Annotated in this window: 23 protein-coding genes; 3 read left to right on the top strand and 20 right to left on the bottom strand. The window is 27.0% G+C overall.

The window, feature by feature from the left end; genetic code table 4:
* On the bottom strand, positions 1–1112 hold a 1112-nt coding region (locus T347_RS0103155), incomplete at its 3' end, for a Pr6Pr family membrane protein (protein ID WP_031543230.1).
* Positions 1113–1124: 12 nt separating this feature from the next.
* Positions 1125–2363, bottom strand: coding sequence for a DUF2130 domain-containing protein (locus T347_RS0103150; RefSeq protein ID WP_031543228.1), 1239 nt, complete (start codon positions 2361–2363; stop codon positions 1125–1127).
* A gap of 173 nt (positions 2364–2536) precedes the next feature.
* On the opposite strand from T347_RS0103150, the gene T347_RS0103145 reads away from it, so the two are divergent.
* Positions 2537–3523 (top strand): DUF4238 domain-containing protein, encoded by a 987-nt coding sequence (locus tag T347_RS0103145; protein ID WP_031543226.1) that lies wholly within the window; start codon positions 2537–2539, stop codon positions 3521–3523.
* A gap of 7 nt (positions 3524–3530) precedes the next feature.
* Here the strand turns inward: T347_RS0103145 and T347_RS0103140 are convergent, their stop codons facing one another.
* The 16 genes from T347_RS0103140 to T347_RS0103065 all read right to left on the bottom strand — a co-directional run bounded on the left by T347_RS0103140 (position 3531) and on the right by T347_RS0103065 (position 17430).
* The gene (locus T347_RS0103140) at positions 3531–4175 is read right to left on the bottom strand and encodes a deoxynucleoside kinase (protein ID WP_031543225.1); all 645 of its coding nucleotides are present in this window, start codon (positions 4173–4175) and stop codon (positions 3531–3533) included.
* A gap of 93 nt (positions 4176–4268) precedes the next feature.
* Entirely contained in the window at positions 4269–4889 is a 621-nt protein-coding gene (gene udk / locus T347_RS0103135; protein ID WP_031543223.1) for a uridine kinase, read from the bottom strand.
* 83 nt (positions 4890–4972) lie between these two features.
* Positions 4973–5800, bottom strand: coding sequence for a sulfite exporter TauE/SafE family protein (locus T347_RS0103130; RefSeq protein WP_031543222.1), 828 nt, complete (start codon positions 5798–5800; stop codon positions 4973–4975).
* Entirely contained in the window at positions 5800–6015 is a 216-nt protein-coding gene (locus T347_RS0103125; RefSeq protein WP_031543221.1) for a hypothetical protein, read from the bottom strand. The genes T347_RS0103130 and T347_RS0103125 overlap by 1 nt, the downstream gene beginning before the upstream one ends.
* Positions 6016–6017: 2 nt before the next feature.
* The gene (gene murQ / locus T347_RS0103120) at positions 6018–6917 is read right to left on the bottom strand and encodes an N-acetylmuramic acid 6-phosphate etherase (RefSeq protein ID WP_031543220.1); all 900 of its coding nucleotides are present in this window, start codon (positions 6915–6917) and stop codon (positions 6018–6020) included.
* Positions 6918–6937: 20 nt separating this feature from the next.
* Positions 6938–8689 (bottom strand): PTS transporter subunit EIIC, encoded by a 1752-nt coding sequence (locus T347_RS0103115; protein WP_031543218.1) that lies wholly within the window; start codon positions 8687–8689, stop codon positions 6938–6940.
* A 105-nt stretch (positions 8690–8794) separates the two neighbouring features.
* Entirely contained in the window at positions 8795–9577 is a 783-nt protein-coding gene (locus T347_RS0103110; RefSeq protein ID WP_031543216.1) for a MurR/RpiR family transcriptional regulator, read from the bottom strand.
* 479 nt (positions 9578–10056) lie between these two features.
* Complete coding sequence (locus T347_RS0103105) at positions 10057–10923, bottom strand: thymidylate synthase (protein ID WP_031543213.1); 867 nt, start codon at positions 10921–10923, stop codon at positions 10057–10059.
* Positions 10923–11705 (bottom strand): hypothetical protein, encoded by a 783-nt coding sequence (locus T347_RS0103100; protein ID WP_031543211.1) that lies wholly within the window; start codon positions 11703–11705, stop codon positions 10923–10925. The genes T347_RS0103105 and T347_RS0103100 overlap by 1 nt, the downstream gene beginning before the upstream one ends.
* Before the next feature lie 25 nt (positions 11706–11730).
* On the bottom strand, positions 11731–12594 hold the full coding sequence (locus T347_RS03960) for a J domain-containing protein (RefSeq protein WP_031543209.1): 864 nt from the start codon (positions 12592–12594) through the stop codon (positions 11731–11733).
* Entirely contained in the window at positions 12588–13610 is a 1023-nt protein-coding gene (locus T347_RS0103090; protein ID WP_031543207.1) for a hypothetical protein, read from the bottom strand. Before T347_RS0103090 ends, T347_RS03960 begins: the two co-directional genes overlap by 7 nt.
* 15 nt (positions 13611–13625) lie before the next feature.
* Entirely contained in the window at positions 13626–14309 is a 684-nt protein-coding gene (gene mtnN / locus T347_RS0103085) for a 5'-methylthioadenosine/S-adenosylhomocysteine nucleosidase (RefSeq protein WP_031543206.1), read from the bottom strand.
* Position 14310: 1 nt separating this feature from the next.
* Entirely contained in the window at positions 14311–15417 is a 1107-nt protein-coding gene (locus T347_RS0103080) for a nicotinate-nucleotide adenylyltransferase (protein WP_031543204.1), read from the bottom strand.
* Between the two features lies 1 nt (position 15418).
* On the bottom strand, positions 15419–16324 hold the full coding sequence (locus tag T347_RS0103075) for an HAD family hydrolase (RefSeq protein WP_156952776.1): 906 nt from the start codon (positions 16322–16324) through the stop codon (positions 15419–15421).
* The gene (locus tag T347_RS0103070; RefSeq protein ID WP_031543200.1) at positions 16278–16820 is read right to left on the bottom strand and encodes a tRNA (cytidine(34)-2'-O)-methyltransferase; all 543 of its coding nucleotides are present in this window, start codon (positions 16818–16820) and stop codon (positions 16278–16280) included. The genes T347_RS0103075 and T347_RS0103070 overlap by 47 nt, the downstream gene beginning before the upstream one ends.
* Positions 16813–17430: a non-canonical purine NTP pyrophosphatase gene (locus T347_RS0103065; RefSeq protein ID WP_031543199.1), complete on the bottom strand. Its 618-nt coding sequence runs from the start codon at positions 17428–17430 to the stop codon at positions 16813–16815. Before T347_RS0103065 ends, T347_RS0103070 begins: the two co-directional genes overlap by 8 nt.
* 61 nt (positions 17431–17491) lie before the next feature.
* Here T347_RS0103065 and T347_RS0103060 point away from each other — a divergent pair, with 61 nt between their 5' ends.
* Both T347_RS0103060 and T347_RS0103055 read left to right on the top strand, forming a co-directional pair.
* Complete coding sequence (locus T347_RS0103060; RefSeq protein WP_031543196.1) at positions 17492–18271, top strand: phosphotransferase; 780 nt, start codon at positions 17492–17494, stop codon at positions 18269–18271.
* Positions 18264–18614: a hypothetical protein gene (locus T347_RS0103055; RefSeq protein ID WP_031543195.1), complete on the top strand. Its 351-nt coding sequence runs from the start codon at positions 18264–18266 to the stop codon at positions 18612–18614. Before T347_RS0103060 ends, T347_RS0103055 begins: the two co-directional genes overlap by 8 nt.
* A gap of 23 nt (positions 18615–18637) precedes the next feature.
* Here T347_RS0103055 and T347_RS0103050 read toward each other — a convergent pair whose 3' ends face one another.
* Together T347_RS0103050 and T347_RS0103045 are read right to left on the bottom strand one after the other, a co-directional pair.
* Positions 18638–20017 carry an SGNH/GDSL hydrolase family protein gene (locus tag T347_RS0103050; protein WP_031543192.1) on the bottom strand — a complete coding sequence of 460 codons (1380 nt, stop codon included), beginning with the start codon at positions 20015–20017 and terminating at the stop codon, positions 18638–18640.
* A 1-nt stretch (position 20018) separates the two neighbouring features.
* A complete protein-coding gene (locus T347_RS0103045) occupies positions 20019–20972 on the bottom strand; it encodes a hypothetical protein (RefSeq protein ID WP_031543190.1) in 954 nt (317 codons plus the stop codon).
* Positions 20973–21071 lie beyond the last annotated feature (99 nt).

Genomic DNA, 21071 nt, shown 5'->3' with positions numbered 1-21071 from the left:
TCCTTTTTCTTTTTATTTTTTTTCTTTTCCTCTTTAAGAATTATTCTTGGATTACCAGTTTCTTTTGCGATTCGATAATTCATTATATTTGCATATAAATAAGTAAATCCAATCGCAATTCCGACAATAATTCCTCCACAAATCACAAAAGCTACAATTCCAGGAATTCCAGTGTTCATAACATTTGGTGAAAAAATATCTAAGAATGGGTAAGGGTAGTTAATATTTGGATCTGTTTTACCAATTATTTGTCTAATTCCCCCACGAGCAACTGTATACATTAAGTAAGTTGCTAGTACTATGATAAATCCAATATATCCATGTTTTACTCTATCAAGGGTAATCCCTTTTTCTTTTAAAGGCATAAATACAGATACATAAACTAAAAATAATACAGGACCAACTAAGTGTAATAAGAATCCAGAAACTCATCCTCAAGCATCTAGTCTGACAAAATTACCTACTCCAATAATCATTCCTGGTAATAGAATGAAGTTTCAAACTATTGCAGTGATTGTGATAAATACCGCACTTGTTCCAGCTCAACGAATATTTGCAAATCCACGATTGAATGTTCCTTCATTTTTAGGTCAAAATGCAGCCGTTACTAATCAAACTCCAACTAAAATGTTAGATAAAGTTGTAAAATATGACGAATAAAATGTCATTGCTTCTAAAGCATTAACCGTTGTTCCAAATGTGACAGTTACATCTCCGTTTGCATTATATGAGTATTTTTGAAAAATGTTAATAAATGTTCCATATTGGTCATATCATTTTGGATCAGTGATTCAACTAACGATAAATTCGTTTCCAAGTTTACCAGTACTTAATATTCTTTGTAAATCACCAGCAATGGTTTGCAGATCAGATCCAGAAGCACCAGTTTCATTTCCTAATTCAGCATTATGTTCAATTAGATAATCAGTTATTCCACGATTTAGAGCATAAATTTGAGCAATAATCACTGCATAACAAGCAATTACTAATGTAAGTATTCCAATACCTAAAATTGCCTTATATCAAAATCTAAAATCATGGAAATTGATTTTTTGTCGATGCTTAGTTTTAAAACCTAAAAGAGGTTCGCTTGTTTTGATTGTTATTTCCATAATTATTCCTTTCTATTTTTCTTCAGTTTCTTCTAAGATTAATTCTCCTAGAATTTTTGCTAATCCCTGTTTAACTTTATCTTTAAACTGAGCATTCAATCTATTTGAAGCTTTTGCTAATTTATCAGCATTTTTAGTTAAAGATACTTTAACCGAATCAATTGCTTCTAATTCAGTCTTAATTATTTTATATGTTTTTGGAAACTCAATTGTTCAATATTGATCTAATTTTTGTTTTTTAATCTCATATTCTTTAATTAACTCTTGTGAATTGGTATTTGTCAATATTTGAGTCTTAATTGTATAATCATTTTCAATTTCAATTAGTCTTCGTACAATTTGTCCAACAAAGACAAAACTTTCACTATCAGTAATTCAGATGTTCGGGTTAATTTCAGATTTAATAAATGGTATTCCATTGTAACGTTCATTAAAACTTGTTGCTATTAAAATACCATATTTAGTTTTATTATTAGCAACATCGATTGCTAATTTATTTTCTCATGTATCTTTTCATTCTGCATTTTTAACTTCATAAACAATTTTACCAATTTCTTTTCCGGTTGCGTTTTTAATCACTTGTAAATAATCAGCTTTCTTATCATTAGTTGTGTTGTTAATTTTTTCAATTGAATCATATAAACCAAATGCTTTTCTTAATTCACCTTCAACTTCATGTTCAAAGTTTTCACCTTTACGTTTTGATTGTAAAATTTTGTTTTGAGCATTAGCTATTTTTAATTCTTCAATTTGAGTTGCATATTTTTTTTCAATTTCATTTTTAGAAATTGATAACTTATTTTCAAACTCCATTGCTGTTGTTTTAATCTCAAAATCTTTATTCATTAATTGTTGCTCTAATTTAGAAATTTCATTTTGAATTGAGTTTTTTAACTCAGCTTCTTTTTTAGAAATAATTAATTCTTGTTCTTTTTCTAAATTAGCAATTTGATTTTTAAAATTATTAATTAGAATTTCTTTTTTATTTAATTCCTCTTGTGAATTTTTATCTAGTTCTAATTTAATTTCAACGATTTTTTTGTCAAATTCTAACTCTTTAATTTTAAATTTATTATCAAATTCTTTTTGATATTCTAGATTTAAATCTCTTTGTAAATTTGCTTTTAAAATTTGCTTTTGAGATTCTAAATATTTTTCAACATTTGCTCAAGACTTATCATTATGTTGGATATCAGATTCTTTTATTGGTTTGTTACAATGAGGACAAACCAAAATAAGTTCATTATTCATATGAACCCCCCTTTATTTAATTTATTAGATTTCAAAATACGTATTAAGAATTACATTCTAATTGCATTACATTGTATTTTTGGATCTCTCCACGCATATAATTTCTATACAGTTATATTTTAACAAAATAATACAAAAATATTTATTTATACTTTTAATGAAGGAGATGTTTTATGAAAAAAAATGAAATAATAGTTAATCAACACTTTTTGCCTAATTTTTTAATAAAAAGATGGAGGGATAATGAAAATAAAATTTATTTGATCGACAATAACGGAAATAAAATTGTTATAGATTTTAGTGAAAATAAAAAATACTTTTCAGAGAAATTTTTATATGAAGATTCCAATTTCAAAGAAAACGAACTAGAAAATAAATTAAGCAAAATTGAAAAAAAATATTCCGATTTAACAAATGAAATAATTAGAAATTTAAATTTAGGTAAAGCTATGAATGAAATGGGTTTAGTTAAAAATGATATTGCACTTATTGAACTTTTCTCAAAATTACAAATGTGAAGAAATAGAGATTACTGATCAATAGTTAAAAATGATAAAAAGGAAAATATAAAATACTTAAATGAAATAATTGATTCCTATTATTCATATACTCAAATGTCAGATAGAAATATAAATCTTTTAGAACAGGAAATTTTAAGAAAAATAAATTTTTTAGAAACTATAAAATATATAATAGGTTTTGATTCTTTTGAATATCAGATGCATTCTTTATATTCAGATCCAAAATATTTCCTTGTTCACTCTATTCATATAACACATGAATATAATATACTTCAATTTCACGATAACTGTTTGCCTATATCAAATTTGGGACAATTTAAAATTTCAGATGGATTAGATAAAAATTATTTTTACATAATTCCTATAAGTCCAAATGTAGCTGTATTTAAAAAACCTCATTATTTTGATTTGAGATCGTCTTTTAAATTATTTGAACAAAAATTTTATCAAAACAAAGAAATGTATAAAGGAATTATTTTCAATGAATTATTATCCTTTTCCAAATTTTCAATAATTTCTCCTGAAATGATAAATGAAGATTATAAAAATAAATTTGAAATCTATAAAAATTTTAATGTTACTATGAGAGTTATGGATAGTCGCTCTAAATCTAATAAAACAATTAAAAAAGCAAAATAAAAAAGGCTTATGCCTTTTTTGAATTCATTTCATTAACAACATCAACAATTTGTTGAGCATATACTTCAGGATTATCAATATTTCCATCAACAACTAAGAAGGGGAATTTATTTTCTAAATGTTTATGTCATCTATCATACATATTTACTAACTTAGTTCAGAATTTATGATCAACTTTTAGTTCTCTTTCAATTCCACGATTAGTAATTCTTTCAATTGATTTTTCAGGACTAACTTTTAAATAAACTACTAAATCATATCCATCATTTGCATTACGATGTTCAAAGATTGAAGGTAATACTGCGATTTCAAAATATTCACGATAAACATTTCAATCCTTTTCATCAATTCTTCCATCTTCATAATTACAGTGAGCAAAGATGATAGTATCCATGATTCCTCGATCATAAATTACATTTTCAAATTTCTTAGATTCTTTAAATTGTTTATAACGATTTGAAAGCATTAATAATTCCATTTTATAAGAAGCCGCTGATGCTACTTTAAGATCTGGACTGTACGAATCTTCAAAATAAGGATTATCACTTAATGGTTCTCAAAATACTTCATATTTTTCTGGAAGTAAACGATTTAAATGTTCTATTAAAGTTGATTTACCAGCTCCAACTGTTCCAAAAATAGCAATTTTCATATCTTATAACCCCTCTTAATTTCCATTATATTTATTATAACTTATCAAGTAAAATTTAACCTTAAAAATATATCATTAAAATAAAAAATATTGCTAGTCAGCAATACTTTTTATTTTTGTAGCAATGATATCAATTGCCACTTCATTTCCTTCATCATAAGGAATAATTACATCTGCATTATTAATACTTGGTTCAACAAAGAATTGATGCATTGGACGCACAAATTGAGTGTAGTAATTGATTACTTGTTCAGTTGTAAATCCACGTTCGGCAATATCTCTTGACAATCTTCGGATGAATCTAATGTCGTCTGGAGTTTTAATAAATAATTTAATATCTGCTAATTGTAATAGTTCTTTAAAGTGTAGGGCAAAGATTCCATCAAGAATGATTACATCAACCGGATTTACAATACTAACTTCTTTAGTTCTTGATGACTCATTAAAATCATAAATTGGAACTTCGATTGGTTGACGGTTTTTTAATTTGTTAATATGTTCAACCAATAATTTAATATCGATTAAATTTGGATGATCGAAGTTCAGTTTCTTACGTTCTTCAAATGACATATTACTATTATCACAATAATAATTATCCATTGATAAATGTGTTACTGAGTGGTCTTTTAAAATAACGTCTGCCACACGTTGAGAAACTGTTGTTTTACCTGAAGCAGTACCTCCAGCAATTAAAATAATACTAACTTGTTTCATGAATACCTCTTATGAAATTATATATTATTTGGATTAAAAAATAGACTCTAAAAGTCTACTTTTCTTAATTAATAATTAAATGTTTATTGTTGAATTAAATCAATGATCATTTTGATGATTGAAGCTCACATAAGTAAAATTAATAGCCACTTAATGTAAATTTCTTTTTTGATTTTGTTCTTTAATCAGTATCCTAAGAATACTCCACCAATTGATGCCATCGCCATTGGTAAAACGTTTTCCAACATCAATTGCGTATTTGAAAATGTTTCAAAATTAAAGATCAATGTAATTAATGAAGAAACTGCAATTAAAGAATGTGAAATTGGTGCCGCTTCTTTCATTTGTAGATTACAAAATATCAGTAATAACGGCATCAACAGTGGTCCACCACCCATTCCTGTTAAAGAAGTGACTAATCCACCAAAGAATGAAATTGCACCAACATAGAAAATGTTAATTGTCTTCTGATCATTTAAATAAATGTTGTATCAAGAATTTGAATTTTTACTTTTAAACAGTTTAATGTCTTTTAATCAATAATGACTAATGATTAAAACTATATTTACAATTGATAAAAGACAAACAATGATTATCTTAGTAATTCTTTGATCGAATAGTGAATTTAAATATTGTCCTAAGAAAATAGAGGGTATTGAAATAATGATTCCTATTAATAAGATTCAATAGTTCAGTTTTTTCTTATACATTTCCATCAACACATTTATTAAAGCTCCTAAAAATACCAAGAATATAGAAATAAACTTAATTTCATCGATATTTTTAGTTGGAAGGATAATCAATAAAATCGGAATAAATAATACTCCACCACCAACACCAGAAACTGAACCTAACGTGGTTACTGAAAAAGCAATCAATACCAATAATGGAATTAACAAACTTAATTCCATTATGATTTTCTCTTTTTATTTATAATGTCGGCTGCAACCCAAAATATTGTACTTATGAAAAGTAATGATACACCAGATATCATTAATATTAAGCCTACTTCTTTGATAGATTGCCCAAATACAATAGCACCAACACCAACAATTACTAATCCAGCTCCCATCAATGAACAAATTACAATTTTTTGTCAAAGTTGTAAGCTCCCATAAGCTCCCATTATTATGCTAATGCCAATCTTAATGATTGATTATTTGTTGTAAGAAGTTTTTTTGCATTTTCGATATCAATATTTTTTACTAGAGATAGTGTAGCGATTTTAACATCCATATCAGCTAATTTTAAAGTTTTTAAAACTTTATCAGAATCAGTTTCACCAGTTAGTTCTTTAACGATATTAATACAACGACTTACTAATTTTTCATTTGTTGCTTTAACATCGATCATTAAGTTATCATAAACTTTACCAAGTTTAATCATTGTTGTTGTTGAAATCATATTTAGAACCATTTTTGTAGCTGTTCCTGATTTCATTCTTGTAGAACCAGTAACTACTTCAGGTCCTGATAAAATTGCAATACATACATCAGCTTTTTTTTCAAATTCTGAGTTATCTGTCATACATAAAGCAACAGATTTTGCTCCCATTTCTTTTGCATATTCAATTGCTGAAATACAATATGGTGTTCTTCCACTAGCCCCAATTGTTAAAACAATATCATTTTTAGTAAAGTTAACAGCTTTTAGATCTTCGATTGCTAATTCTTTAGAATCTTCAGCACCTTCTAAAGGATGTCTTAAAGCTTTATCTCCTCCAGCAATTAAACCGTAGAAAAGATTATCAACTCCATACGTAGGTAACATTTCACTAGCATCTAGGACTCCAATTCTTCCTGAAGAACCAGCTCCTAAATAAAATACTCTACCATTATTTTGTGCAGCCTCAACAATTATATCTACCGCTTTTGCAATTGATGGTAATTGTTGATTAATAGCATCAGCGATTTTAGCGTCTTCACTATTAATAATTGCTAAAATTTCAACAGTTGTTTTTTGATCCAAATTTCTACTGTTTTGATTACGCTGTTCTGTCATTATTTTTGTTAAATTAATGTTATTCATATTGTTCTCCCTTCTAATTTTTAAACTAATTGAAAATTTGAATATTCATTCTTAGTATTTTCATCTAGTTTTTTATATTCAATAATTCACATTGAAACTAAACCAATCACAGTAGCGTATAATACAGAAAGTCCAATTATTTTTAATACTCCTAATGATATTGCTTTAGTTTCTTTTGTTTTAATTTCACCGATTCAATTTTTATAAAGAGTTTTTGACATTTCTGTTCCATATCTTGCAATTTTAGAATATGCAAAGAAACATATTCCAATACCAGCAGCATATGTAATAACCACTGCTAATAAATACATTGAAATTCCTAAAGCAACATTACCTGTTGTTGTAGTCATCATAATTGTTGCTACAAGTCCTCCAGGACCTGTTGCAGCATTCATTGATATTGTAATTCCACCTCATGTTGATAGTGCACCAATGAAGAATCCTCCAAAAGTAGCTGCTAAACATGATAATACAAACGGTTTAACTCTTGGTAAAGCAATACCGTAAATTAATGGTTCTCCAATTCCCATGAAACCAGGAATTATTGCTCCAGAAATTTGTTTTCTTAAAGTTGAACCTTTTCCTGCTAAAAATCACATTCCAATACATACACCAACTTGCGCAACTCCACCCATTGCCATAATAGGGAATAATGGGTTAGAGAATCCTGTTGATTCATCTGCCATTAAAGCGAAGTAAATTGGTAAGAAACCTTGGTGAACACCGAAAGCTAATGCAAATAAGAAGATTCCTGATAATACTGCAGCTCCAAATGGATTTGCATATAAATTGTTCATTAATCATGTAATTCCCGTAAATAGATATCCTGCAGCAGGAATAATAAATACAAAGTTAGCAAATAACATAATTACAATTACAAGAATTGGAGTAAGAATTGTATCGATTGCTCCTGGCATAAATTTTCTAAATTGTTTTTCAAGAGCAATTGTAAATGCTGCAGCAATCATTGCTCCAATTAACCCAGCATGAGGAGCTCCTAAAGTAGGAACACCATCTTTACCTAAGTTAACAAAACCAACTGTGAATCAATTTGATTCGATATTGTCAGCGTCAATGATCATACCTAAAAAATTATAACTTTGATGTCCGTCAACCATCATTGGTGAGAAAATGCCTGAAATAGCAGCCCCTGCAAATGGTGTGTAAATTGCTGCAACTAAAGCAGCTAATCCTGGATTAGCTCCTCATTCTTCAGCCATTCTTCAACCAACTGCTACAATAAATACGTTCGTTAATATTGATAGCATCACAGTTAATACAGAAATTCAAGATGCCAATTCAGGACTAGCATCAATTGTCGCTGTTAAAATACCTGAAATTCCTGATAATAAACCAGCTCCAATGAAGGCTGGTATTAATGGTGTAAATACTTTAGATATTTTAGCTAGGAATTCTTTTGATTTTCCTCCACCACTTTTTCTTTTAGTTTTTTCTAATTTTGCTAATTCAGCAGCTGAAGCTACTGAATATTCTTTATCAAGCATTTCGTTTACTTCTGCTTGAGGTTGAATATCAACAATTTTTGCAAATTCAGTAGCAACTTTATTTACAAATCCTGGTCCTAAGATAATTTGATATTCATCTCCTGAAATAACTAAACCTAATACGCCATCAACTTGTTTTAGTTGATCTGCATCAAAATTAGGTTTAGCTTTTACTCGTAAACGTGTCATACAGTTAGTAAATGAAACAATATTTTCTGATTTAATAATGTCTAACAAGTCTTGAGCAACTTTGTTTGGTTTAGCCATTTTAGCAACCTCCTTTTACAATATAATTTTAAGGTACTAAAAAAATATTTCATGTAAAAGTGTGATTATGAAACTAGTTTCACATTTTAGAAAAATGTCAAATTATTAATAAACATTATTTAGAAGTAATTGTTCGTATTTTTCTGGGTTTTTTCTATAAATAAATCAAGACATTTTATAAATTATATATGTCATTGCTGTTCTAGATTTTAAAGATAATATTCTAACTAAGTTTTCTGAATTATCTAATTTAAAAATTAAATCAGACATTTTAGTTAATGTACTTTCATCATTTCTAGTAATTGAAATGATTTTACATCCTCTATCTTTAGCTTTTTTAACTAACTTTAATACTTCTGGGCTTTCTCCAGTATATGAAAAAGCTCATACAAGATCATTTTCTTTTGCATTAGCAATAGAAATAAACATTCCGTGTTGATCAAAGTTATGTTCAGCTTTAAAACCAAAACGTTCTAATCTAGTTTTTGTTTCATAACATACAGAATGGTTTCCACCAATTCCCACAATAAAATTATTTTGTGCATTAATTAATAAATTATACGCTTCTTCAAAAACACTATCATCATTTATCATTGCTGTTAGTTCAATCGGATTCAACATAACTTCTCTATCAAATTCAGATAAAAGTGTTTCGTTTGAAGTTTTATTTTGTTTTGTTTCATTTATTAATAAGTATTTAAATTCTTTAAATCCTTCAAAACCGTAATCTTTAAAAAAGCGGGTAACTCCCGACTTTGACATATAACTTTTTTTAGCAATATCTTCGATATTTAATTCTAAATTATCATTTATTAAAGAATTAATGTAAGTTAGTAATTCATTATTATCTTTATTATTTATTAAAAAACTATATGCTGATTTTTTCATGCTGATCTCCTTGAAAATAATTTTTAAATATTATTTAGTTGTGAAACTATTCTTATAATTTAATATTACATTAAAAAAACGATCAATTCGATTTTTAATTTTTTGATTCAAAATATGATATTTCGATTTTTTGATCATGAGTCTTTTTCCCAATTTTATATTTTTTTTTAATACTAAAGTTTTCAGAATAAGGATTTTTACTATTGTTATAAGTTTAATTAAATGCTTATTTTTACATTTTGTTACTCTTACTTTTAGTCAATTGTTTTTGTCCAGAATAATTGATTGAGTTTCATCAACAATATAGAATAAATTTCACCAAGAACTACTTTAACTTTACATTTGCTTAGATATGTTTTTTAACATTATCCAAAATTACATCCTGACTTATGAAATATTATTTTGTTTCACTAATTTCTTTATTTAAGATATTCCTTGTTTCCTCAACATTTTTACCAGTTTAAACAATAAAAAAGCCGCTATACAGCGACTTCTCCTTTAATTCTTGGGTGTGATTCATAACCAATTATTTCAATATCCTCAAAAGTAATATCAAAAATACTTTTATTAGGAGTAATTTTTAATTTCGGTAGTGGTTTAGGTTCACGACTTAATTGTAAATTAACTTGTTCAATGTGATTTGAGTAAATATGTGCATCTCCAATTGTATGAATGAAGTATCTTGGAGTTAAACCACATTCTTGAGCTACCAACTCTAATAAAAGTGCATAACTAGCTATATTAAAAGGGATTCCTAAAAATAAATCTCCACTTCTTTGATATAACTGTAAATCAATTTCTTCATTTGGTGTTACATAAAATTGATATAGTGAGTGACATGGAGGTAATAGCATATTATCAACTTCACTTGGATTTCAAGCACTGACAATATGTCTTCTTGAAAATGGATTTGCTTTAATTTGTTTGATAACTTTTTTAAATTGATCAACTCCATTAAAGTTTCTTCATTGTTTTCCATAAACCGGTCCTAGATTTGCATATACTTTTGCAAAGGAATCATCAGTTCTTACTTTTTCAATAAATTCTTCTAAAGTTTCTCCTTGATAAGTTGAAGCTTTTTTATATTCTTCATATGGTCATTCGTTTCAAATGTTAACTCCATTATCTACAAGATACTTAATGTTAGTATCTCCAGCAATAAACCATAAGATTTCATGAATAATTCCTTTAGTAAAAACTTTTTTAGTAGTAACTAACGGGAAACCTTCACGTAAATCATATCTACTTTGAACTCCGAACTTAGAAATTGTTCCTGTATTAGTACGATCTTCTCTTACTTCTCCATTATTTAATACATCAGTTAAAATATCTAAATACTGTTTCATTATTTATTCTCACTTTCTTTTAATAAATTATTGTTTGTTTTTTTCATTAAACTCAATACTTCTTCTTTATTATTGCAATTTAAAAATTCATCGATATTATGCAATATATTGTTCTTTTTCTTAAATTTTATACAAGATTCTAAAAAAATATAAATTATATAATTTTCATCAAAATCAGCTATTAATTTTTCAATTGAATTAACTCTTATATTTAAATAGTCATATTCATTTGTACTTTTATCAATTTTACTAATTTTTTCCAAAATACTTACTTTTTCATTGAGTAAAATTTCTTTTTCAGAAATATTTTTTATTTTAAAAAGAGTATAAGAATTATTAAATAATCTTTTCGAATCTCAAATAAATAATTTATCTAAAAATTTTAAATCGTGTCTTGCTTTAAATATATTAAAGCCAATAGTAAAACAAAAAGTTAATACTGGTATTAATACCAAAAAGGAAGTAAGAGCATAAACAATTATTAACGGAATAAGTGAAACTGTTATAGCAATAAAAAACACAGAAATAACGATAACTCTATTTCTAATTGAAATTTTTTTAAAATTTGCATCAGAAAAAGTTGATAACAGAAGTACTCCAAATTCGCTTATTTCAACTTCTTTCGAAGTTATTTTTTTGGTCTTTAAAAAATATTTAAACTTTCTAAAGAAATAATTTTTAATAAATTTCTTTCTATTATATTTAATTAAAAGAAAAATTAATAAACCTTCAAAAAAGAAAGCAAAACCAAAACAAATTTTTGTAAATGTAATTAATTCCATATAAAATTCTTTCTTCAAATAAAAATTATTTGATTTTTAATAAATTATAAGCTGCCAATATTCTTTGCATTATTAATTCATCACCTGTTTTTTGATTATCTGGATGATAAATTTTAGCTAAATGACGATATGAACTTTTAATATCTGTAATTGAAGCATCAAAATTTAATTTCAAAATTTTGTATGCTTCAATTTCATTAATATTATTATTGAAATTTAAATCAATATCTTCGAAATCATGAAATTTTTTATTATTTGTAAATTGTTGATCAATTGGTTTTAATTTAAATTTAGCATAAAGTTTTTTTAATAAAACATAAATGTACTTATTAAGTTGTCGATGAATTATTTCTAATTCAGTTTTAATAATTAGATTATTTTTTTTATCTAAGTATTCTTTAAATTCACTTAAGTTACTTAACGAATTTTCTAAAAGTGGAGATATGATATTAGATCCTAATTTATTAGTAATTATTTCTCAATAGTGAGTTAAATACTCTAATTGTAGGTCATTGATATAGTTTTCTAATAAATCATCTGCCATAACGTTATTTTGCGCCATATTGATGATATTTAATCCGTTATAAACAATATCTTTAATTCTTTGATTAATACTTGTTAAAGTAATTTTAAATAACTCAGTTTGTTCTTTAGTTGCAAAATTAGCATAATAACTAATGGTGTTATGAAATGGCGAACTTGTAAGACTTGTTAGTTGTTCTTGATAATTGAAATTTGTTATTTCTAAAGTATTCTGTTGCTTTTTAGAATCTCAAAAGTTTTGTAAAAGATTGTTATGGTATTTTTGATCGTTAATTTTTGATTCATACATAGTTTTGTTAAAATCAGAAATTTTAGATATTAAATCGGTGGTTATTTTTTTTATCATAATCTTAAATTAGAATTCCTATTAAAGCATCCATAGATATCAAATTCTTCTACAGGTTTAAAATATATATATTTTTCTTTATCTGAGTTTTTGTGTATAAAAATCATCGCATCTTCTTTTTCGGGCATTATAAAATTTCATCTTATTTTAAATTTATCAATTATAATTTTTCGGTATTGTTCTCTAGACTCAATATCTAAATAATAAAAAACAATATTTTTTAAATCTAAAGAATCCGCAATCTCTTCCATTAATAATTTATCATTTAAAAAACTAACACCAAATATTTTCATAGTTTCTTTATTATTAAATTTTCGTGCATAAAAAGCAATATCTTTATCATTTAAATTAATTTTAATATCGTTTTTTAGATAATTGTTTGAATCAAAATAAATTGTTCCATGCAAATTTTCTATTTTAGTTATGAATTCTTTGCTATTGTGAATTGAAAACGGACTATAATTTTCTATTTTAGGATTAAACATTTCTTCTCATTTTTTTAAAAAAGAAACATACTGATCTCTAAAATAATTTGTTGTAAATATAATTGATGGAGGGATTATTTCTGCAAATAAATCAGAATTGTACTCCCACTCCTTTTTTTGTTCTAATAGAAAAATGGAAAAAGATAACTTCAAAATTTCAGAAATAATAATGCTGATTTCGGGATCAACATCCTTATCAAATTCATAACTTATTTCCATAAAAATATCTTCAATTCTTGTAGCTGATTCTTGCATTTTTTGTTTAAAAAAATCATTTATATTTGAGCAAATTTTATGTATTTCATCTTTATCAGAAATCCTGTTAAATATTCTATTCAGTTCTTTTGCGTATTTTAAAGTTTCGAATGGTTGATATTGAATTTGATGAATGAAATTTGAAACTTTTAATAAAAAAAATCTTTCATATCATTCAAAATATTTTTCATTAAAATTTTTAAGTTCGTTATTAAAATTTATCTCAAATCCATTTCCTAAAAGCCATATTTCTTTTTCATTACCATACTTAGCCATATTTACCTCTTTAATCTATCTTTTTATTATTTCTCTAGCAACTTCACTTAAAACATTAGCAGCCACTGGTAAGAATTGATCAAATTGTAATTCGTTTGTTTCATCTCCACCAACAATATCACTAACGATTTTTAATGCTGCAAATGGAACATTGAATTTAGCAGCAGTTTGCGCAAATCCAGCACATTCCATTTCTGCAATCTGTACATCAAAAGGAATTTTATCAATAAAAGTTTTTACTTTATCATGTGATTCAAAAAATGTATCACTTGTTGCTGTATTTCCAATAATATGTTTTCTAGATCCAACTGCAGTTTTAATTTTAGCCATTAATTCAGGGTTTGATTCATAATGAGCGGGCATACTTGGTAATTGTCCATACACATATCCCATTCCTGTTGAATCAGCCATTGAGTAAGTTGCTTTATTAACAATCACTAAATCAGATTGGTGTAAATCGTTGTATAAACAACCAGCTGTTCCTAAGTTAATTACGTATTCAACTTTATTTTGATATTTAGTTAATAAGTAACTTAACCCAGCACTAGCATTAGCAATTCCGATTCCGATTCAAGCTAAAACAACTTCTCCGTCATTTGTTTTAAATTCATTTACTAATGAATTTTCCACTTTAACCATTTTTAAATCATCAACAATTTGATGTAATTCTTCTTGCATTGCTCCAATTAATATTTTCATTTTATTCTGCTCCTTCTTGATATACTCATGCATATAATGTATTTTTTAACATATCTCCAATTTGATTTTCACCATGTGTTTTTACAGCAACTTCAAATTGTAATTTTAATAATTCTTTAAACCCTTGTTCTAAGTCTTTAATTACTAAGTCTCGATAGTAATCAACGTTTTCATAATCACGTTCAACTGATATTTTATCAGCACAAAAGACAATCATATCTAAACGTGACATATCTGGAGAACCCACTGTATGGTTAAAAACTGCATTTAAGATTTCTTGATCCTTAATTAGTCAGTCTTTTTGTAAATGTAAATATCCAGTAAATGAATGTCATACTGGATATGGTTCAGACATTACTGATGGCATATAACGTTTTAAATATCACTCATGTTTTGATTTATCTCAACGTTTAGTAATATCGTGTAGAGTTCCTGCAATCAAAGCACGTTCTTCATCTTCTCCATGAATTGCAGCCAGTTTTTTAGCCATTTTACCCACATTTAAACAATGTTGGTATCTTTGTTGATCCATATGGGCTTCAACACGATCTGATAAGTATAATAAGTTTCAGTTTACATACTTATTAATTGCTGGAATTTGTTTATCTAAGTTTTTCAAATTACGAATATCAGTTGATGATAAGAAGTTGTTATCAAAATCAAATACTTCAAGATTATATTTTTTAAAAACTTCTAAGTTAACTTGATCACTACGTTTAAAAACTTTGAATGGAATTAATTTAATTAATTCATCAAAGTGATCTCATTTTTCAAATGAGTCTAATTGATCTGATCCCATAATAAAGGAAAACTCAATTTCAGGATATTCTTTCACAATATAACTTAATGTTTCATAAGTATAAGTGGGGCGATTATTTCTAATTTCATATTCGTTGATACGAATAAAACTATTTTCTTTTTCAATAATTCTTAACATACTCAAACGATCTTTAATCGATGAGTTTTGTTTTTTCTTAAAGGGATTTAAATAAGTGGGAATGAATCACACTTCATCAAAGCCTAATTTATCATGACATGCTTTAGCGATATTAACATGATCGGTATGAACTGGATCAAAACTACCACCAAAAAGTGCGATTCTTTTCATATTACTTACCTAATATCCTTTCTAGTTGTTTACCAACTCCATTTGCCTCAATTGGTTCAATTACTTCATAAGCCACATCTTTTAATTCATCAATGGCATTTCCAACTGCATAACCTTTATTAACTCCTTGAATCATTTGGATATCGTTACCATTATCTCCAAATGTAATTACTTCACGATAATCAGTATTGACAATTTCAGATCATTTCTTTAATCCATTAAGCTTATTAGCACCTTTGTTAGTTAAGTTAAACATTGTCGTTAATGATTGAGCTAACACAAAGTCATCAGCATACAAATCACATAGTTCTTTTAACTTAGAAATTAAGTGTTGTTTTGCTTCACTGAAGTAAAAAACAATTTGCACAGGAGAGAATTCTTTTCTCTGATATGATTTTAACAATTCTGCACTATCTTTATATGTAATTATCTCGAATTTATGTTTTTCTTTTTTAATAGTTTTTAAAAAATCAATTCACATGATAACACGAGGATTATCTTGGTTACCACCCATTCTTCCTGGTTCATAAAATAAAATATCTAAACCGATTTCAACTGCTTTTTCTAAGATGATTAATAATTTATCGTAATTTAAATAATCAGCATATAAAACTTCTTTGGTTTTTAAATCAGTAATCACTGTTCCATTACATGAAATGATTGGTAGTTGAACATTTAAATCATCAGCAATTTTTAAATTACACACATCAAGTCTACCAGTACAAAAAGCAAGTTTGTAACCACTTGCTTTTTGATATTTTTTAATTGATTTAATTGTATCGGGATTAATGGATAAATCATGATTTGAAATAGTTCCGTCCAAATCTGTCATTACATATGGTAATTGCTTACCAAACATTTTAGTTATCCTCCATCGTTCATTGATGATCAGTGATGTAGTTTTCACCTCTTTGAACTTCAACTTGAGAAAGATCTAAATAATCTCATTGACGTAATATTTCATATCCAGCGATTCCAACTGTATTTGAAATATTAATTGAACGAGCATCAGCAACCATTGGAATTCTAAATGTTGTTTCAAAATTATCTTGTAAAATTTTTTTAGGAATTCCTGTTGATTCTTTTCCAAACATAACAAAAACATCACCATGTTCTTGAGTAAAGTCATAATTAGAAATTGGTCCTTTTCCATAACGTGATAAGCAAAATAATTTGACATTAGGGTTTAATTCTTCAAAGTGTGCTCAATCATCATATCTCACCATATCAACAAACTTATGTTCGTTTGCACTTGGTCGTGATAAATGACGATCATCAAAAGGAAAACCTAGTGGTTCAATAATATGTAATTTAGCATTCATCGCCACACATGTTCTCATAATCGCACCAACGTTTTGTGCAATTTCAGTTTGGTATAAAACAATATTTAATCTTCTACTCATGTTCTTGTCCTCGATATTCTTTATAAAATTTTTTAAATTGTTGAACTGCCAAATTTCTTGATGATGTTTCAAATTTCTCAGCTTTAGTCATTTCTGAATAAGTTTTTGAACTTACTCCTGGTGCAAAAACTCCATCATAACCAAAAGCGTCATTTGTCGGTTTAGCAATTTTAGATACTGATCCCTCTACTGCAATATAAAATGTTTTTTCAAAATCATTAATCGCATCATAAAATCCAATTGTTGTGACCATTTGTGCTTGACGATTATTTGGAGTTGCTGACTCATCAATTTTAGAAACTAATTTTTGACAAATTTCATCTCAATTAGTTGTTGGATAAGCTCAACGCTTAGAATAAATTCCTGGAAATCCATCTAAAGCATCAACACAAATTCCACTATCATCTCCAATGGCAATTCCTTTAACGAATTTTGCTAAATCCTTTGCTTTTAATAATGAGTTTTCTTCAAAAGTTAAACCATTTTCTTCAGTATCAATATAGTTAGGTAAATCTAAAATGGTTTTAACTTCAAATTCAGGAAATAATAATTTAAACTCTTCAGCTTTTTTAACATTTGCTGTGGCAATTCATAAAGTTTGTTTGTTCATCATCTCTCCTCAAATACATATTGGTGTAAAATCTATATAGATATATTTTAGAGGTTTATTTATGGAAAATAAAGGATTTAATGGACTAACTAATTTTTTATGATTAGAGAATGGTTATTTATATAAAAAATCAAATCAAACAGTTGATTATTTTTTAGATCGAAATAATGAAATTAAGTTTTATGAACAAATCAATAAACTAAACCAAACTTTATTTTATACACCAACTTGATATGAATTTGATAATGACAACCATTTTGTTTCTAGAACAAAATACATTCCTAATGCCAAGACTTTTCATGATGTTTTCATTTGTAAAAATAAAATGAAGGTTGTCAAAAAAATTATCGATCAATTTCACCAATTAGATTTAGATATTAAGTTATTTGATCCAAAAAAAATTTTAGATAAATTTAAAACTAAAATCGATGCTCCATTATTTGATATTTCTCAATTCGATCAAGAAATTGAGTCAATTATAAATAGTTACTATACTAATGCTAAAATCGTTGTTTCACATAATGATTTAGTACAAGGTAACTTTTTAAAAACAGATAAATGTTGAGTTTTAATCGATTTTGAATTTACAATGAAAAATCATTATTTATTTGATTATGCTAGCTTTATGAGCGAATCGTTGTCAATGCATAAGTGAGATAAATTTTTAAGTTTATTAAATTTAGATGAATTTGAAACTGCTAAACTTTATGATTTGATTAAGTATCAAAACTATTTATGAAGTTATTGAGCAAGTTACATGTATCAATTAACAAATGAAAATATCTACTTAGAAATCGCACAAGATAAATATAATAAATTGATTGGAGGTAATCATGCTTAAACCAGAAAACCATAATTTTGTTGAAGGAGTTTTATATTTTAAAAATATTATCAATCCTCTTTTATGAATAGTTGTGATAACTTTGATTGTTGGTGTAATCACTTTTGTATTTCATTTGTATACATCGATTAAAAATAAGCAATTTAATCGTTTATATTTAAGCTTATTTACATTAAGTCTTATATTATTAACATTAGGTGTAATATTTATCACAATTGGTGGATTTATCTTTTCTAGTGCTAGTTTATGTTTTGGTATTACAACCGGATTTTTATTAATATCATTAATTTGCTTAACAATTATTTATATGAAATCTAATAAGAAAACAAAAAAGGAACAATAGTTCCTTTTTATATTTAAAAATAATTATTTATTTATACTTTCTGACATTTCTGTAGCAATATCAATTAATTCTAATGATACTTGTTCATGAACTCATGCACTTGGGTGAATTGTATCTCAGAATAAGTATTCTTTACCTTTTTCCAGATTGTCTTTTCTAGGATTTCCAACATTAATTTTGATTTCAATTCCTTCTTCGGTTGTTAAAAACTGTATCATGTCTAATGTAGAATCTCCACCACCTAAAGATACACTGGCATCCGATACATTAACTTTATCTTCGCCATGAAGTTGTATAAATTGATCTCTAATTTCTCTAAAGTTATTTTCCATATCATAAGTTCTCATTGTTCCACCATAGTTTTCGTTAACTTCATCAAACATTTCTACGAATCTACGATTGAATTCTTGACTTAATTCATGCGCTTTTGGATCTTCAAAATAGCTAGGTATCATACTAATATCTGGTGCATTTCCAACAATAATATTAGAAACACCATTATTTAATAGTATAAGTAAAGCTGTCTTAATATTTTTAATAGCTTCATTCATCGCTTCTTCAATTTGATCTTCTTTTCCTGATTCATATAAAGACATCATACTAAATAAATCGTTTCCACCAATTTCTAAGAAAACTAAATCTGTTGGTTTAGTTTTGTGATCTTTGATTAAAGCTCTTGCTTGATCGTGAATACGTACTGGATTTAGTACTAATCCCATTATTCCATGAATATTAGCAGCGGTTGCTCCACCAATTGCATAGTTATTACCAACTTCTTCAGTTTTAACATTAATCAAGTTTCCAACGTTTGTGTTTACAGCACTATTAAAAGTTCTTTGACCTTCTTTCGTTTCACCAGTAGAATCTTCCACAGCAAAACCAAGTCTTTCAGCTAATAATACAGCTGCGGGTTTACCGTTAGTAAATGAATTCTCAATATTTCCTTTACCATCTGTAAAATCTAGTTTAAACTCTACCTTAGTTTTTTCTGTATCAACATCATTTAAATATCCAAGTATAGTTTGTGCAGCTATTTGCGCCAATACTTGATTTATTGGTTCACCACCTAGAATCTCACTTATAATATTTACTAAAATAGGCTTAATAGTTTCTACATTATCGCCAACAAAACCAGATAATTCTTTAACAGCTGTAGTTAAAGCTCCACCAACTAATGATGAAAGACCTCCTCTATCACTTAAAGAATCTCCAATTGTATAAAAATTTGTGAATCCTAAATCATTTACTAAATCTTCTTGCTCTACAGCATTAGATTTATCAATTCCCATACCGACCATTTTATCAGCATCAGCTGTAAAGCGATTTGGCATAGCAGCAACAACAGTTACAGCAGTTGTTGTCCCTAAAGCAACAACACCTAATAAACTTAAAAGTATCTTCATATTAGTTTTCCTCCTTTTTAGTTTTGTAGATGTAGAATCCACCGATTGCTAGTATAACTGGTCCAATAATAAATAGTAATGACACAGCAGTTTGAGTCATTCTAATTCCTTTAACAAAGTCTGGAGCACGTAAATCTTCAGGTTTTGTTTCCGCTGGAATGTCATCTGGTGTTAAAGTTTTATCTGTAAACAAAAATGGGGCTGTACTTAATAAAAATCTAATATTTTCTCTCTGTACATTTAAAAATCAAACTTTATTGTTTAATAAATAAGCTCCCGCTGAATGATGAACTGTAATTCCACCAACACTTGGTCCTGTGTATTCAACCATTCCATCATAAGTGTCTTGATCTAAAATTGTTTGTTTTTCAACCACAGTTTGATATCAATCAGTTTTTGTTAAGTTAACATCAAATAATCTTTGTAAAGTTTTGGGTTGGAAAATTCATGTAATTCCTGGGTTAACATAACCAAATTCATGGAATTCTTGAGCGAATGACTCATCAAATTCAATTAAATCCATCGATACATCATAAAGATCAATATCTTGACCTTGATCAATAATATCACCTCATCTATTTTCAAATCATGTATTTGTATATTCTTCGTATTTAGCTAAATTTTCTTCACTACCTTCTTCTGTATAAAAATTAGTAGCACTTCTAGCATCTGCTAAGTAGCTTGATTTTAAAGAATTACGAACAATCATTTTAGAAGCTCCGCCTAGTACGTCTGTATCAATTACATATTTACCTTCCGGAATTTCTTTTTCAATTACTTTCTTAACTGTTCCAATAAATCTTAGTGATTCAATTCCCATTCCCGGAATTAATAAACCTGCACCAAGTGCCATTGGGACAGACATTAAAACAGCAGCTGATATAATCCTAGTTTTTTTAGATAAGTTATTTAATTTATTTCAAAAACTTAGATCTGTTTTTTTATTTTCTTTCATTCTAATTATCTCCTACTTTTTATATAATAACATAACATTCTCATTTTGAGAGTATTTTTTATTTATAAAAAATAATAATAAAATGACATGAAAATGATC

Origin of the sequence: Mesoplasma photuris ATCC 49581 (assembly GCF_000702725.1) — a bacterium.
GTDB classification, from domain to species: Bacteria; Bacillota_I; Bacilli_A; order Mycoplasmatales; family Mycoplasmataceae; genus Tullyiplasma; species Tullyiplasma photuris.
This window is presented reverse-complemented; position numbering and strand designations above follow the sequence as displayed.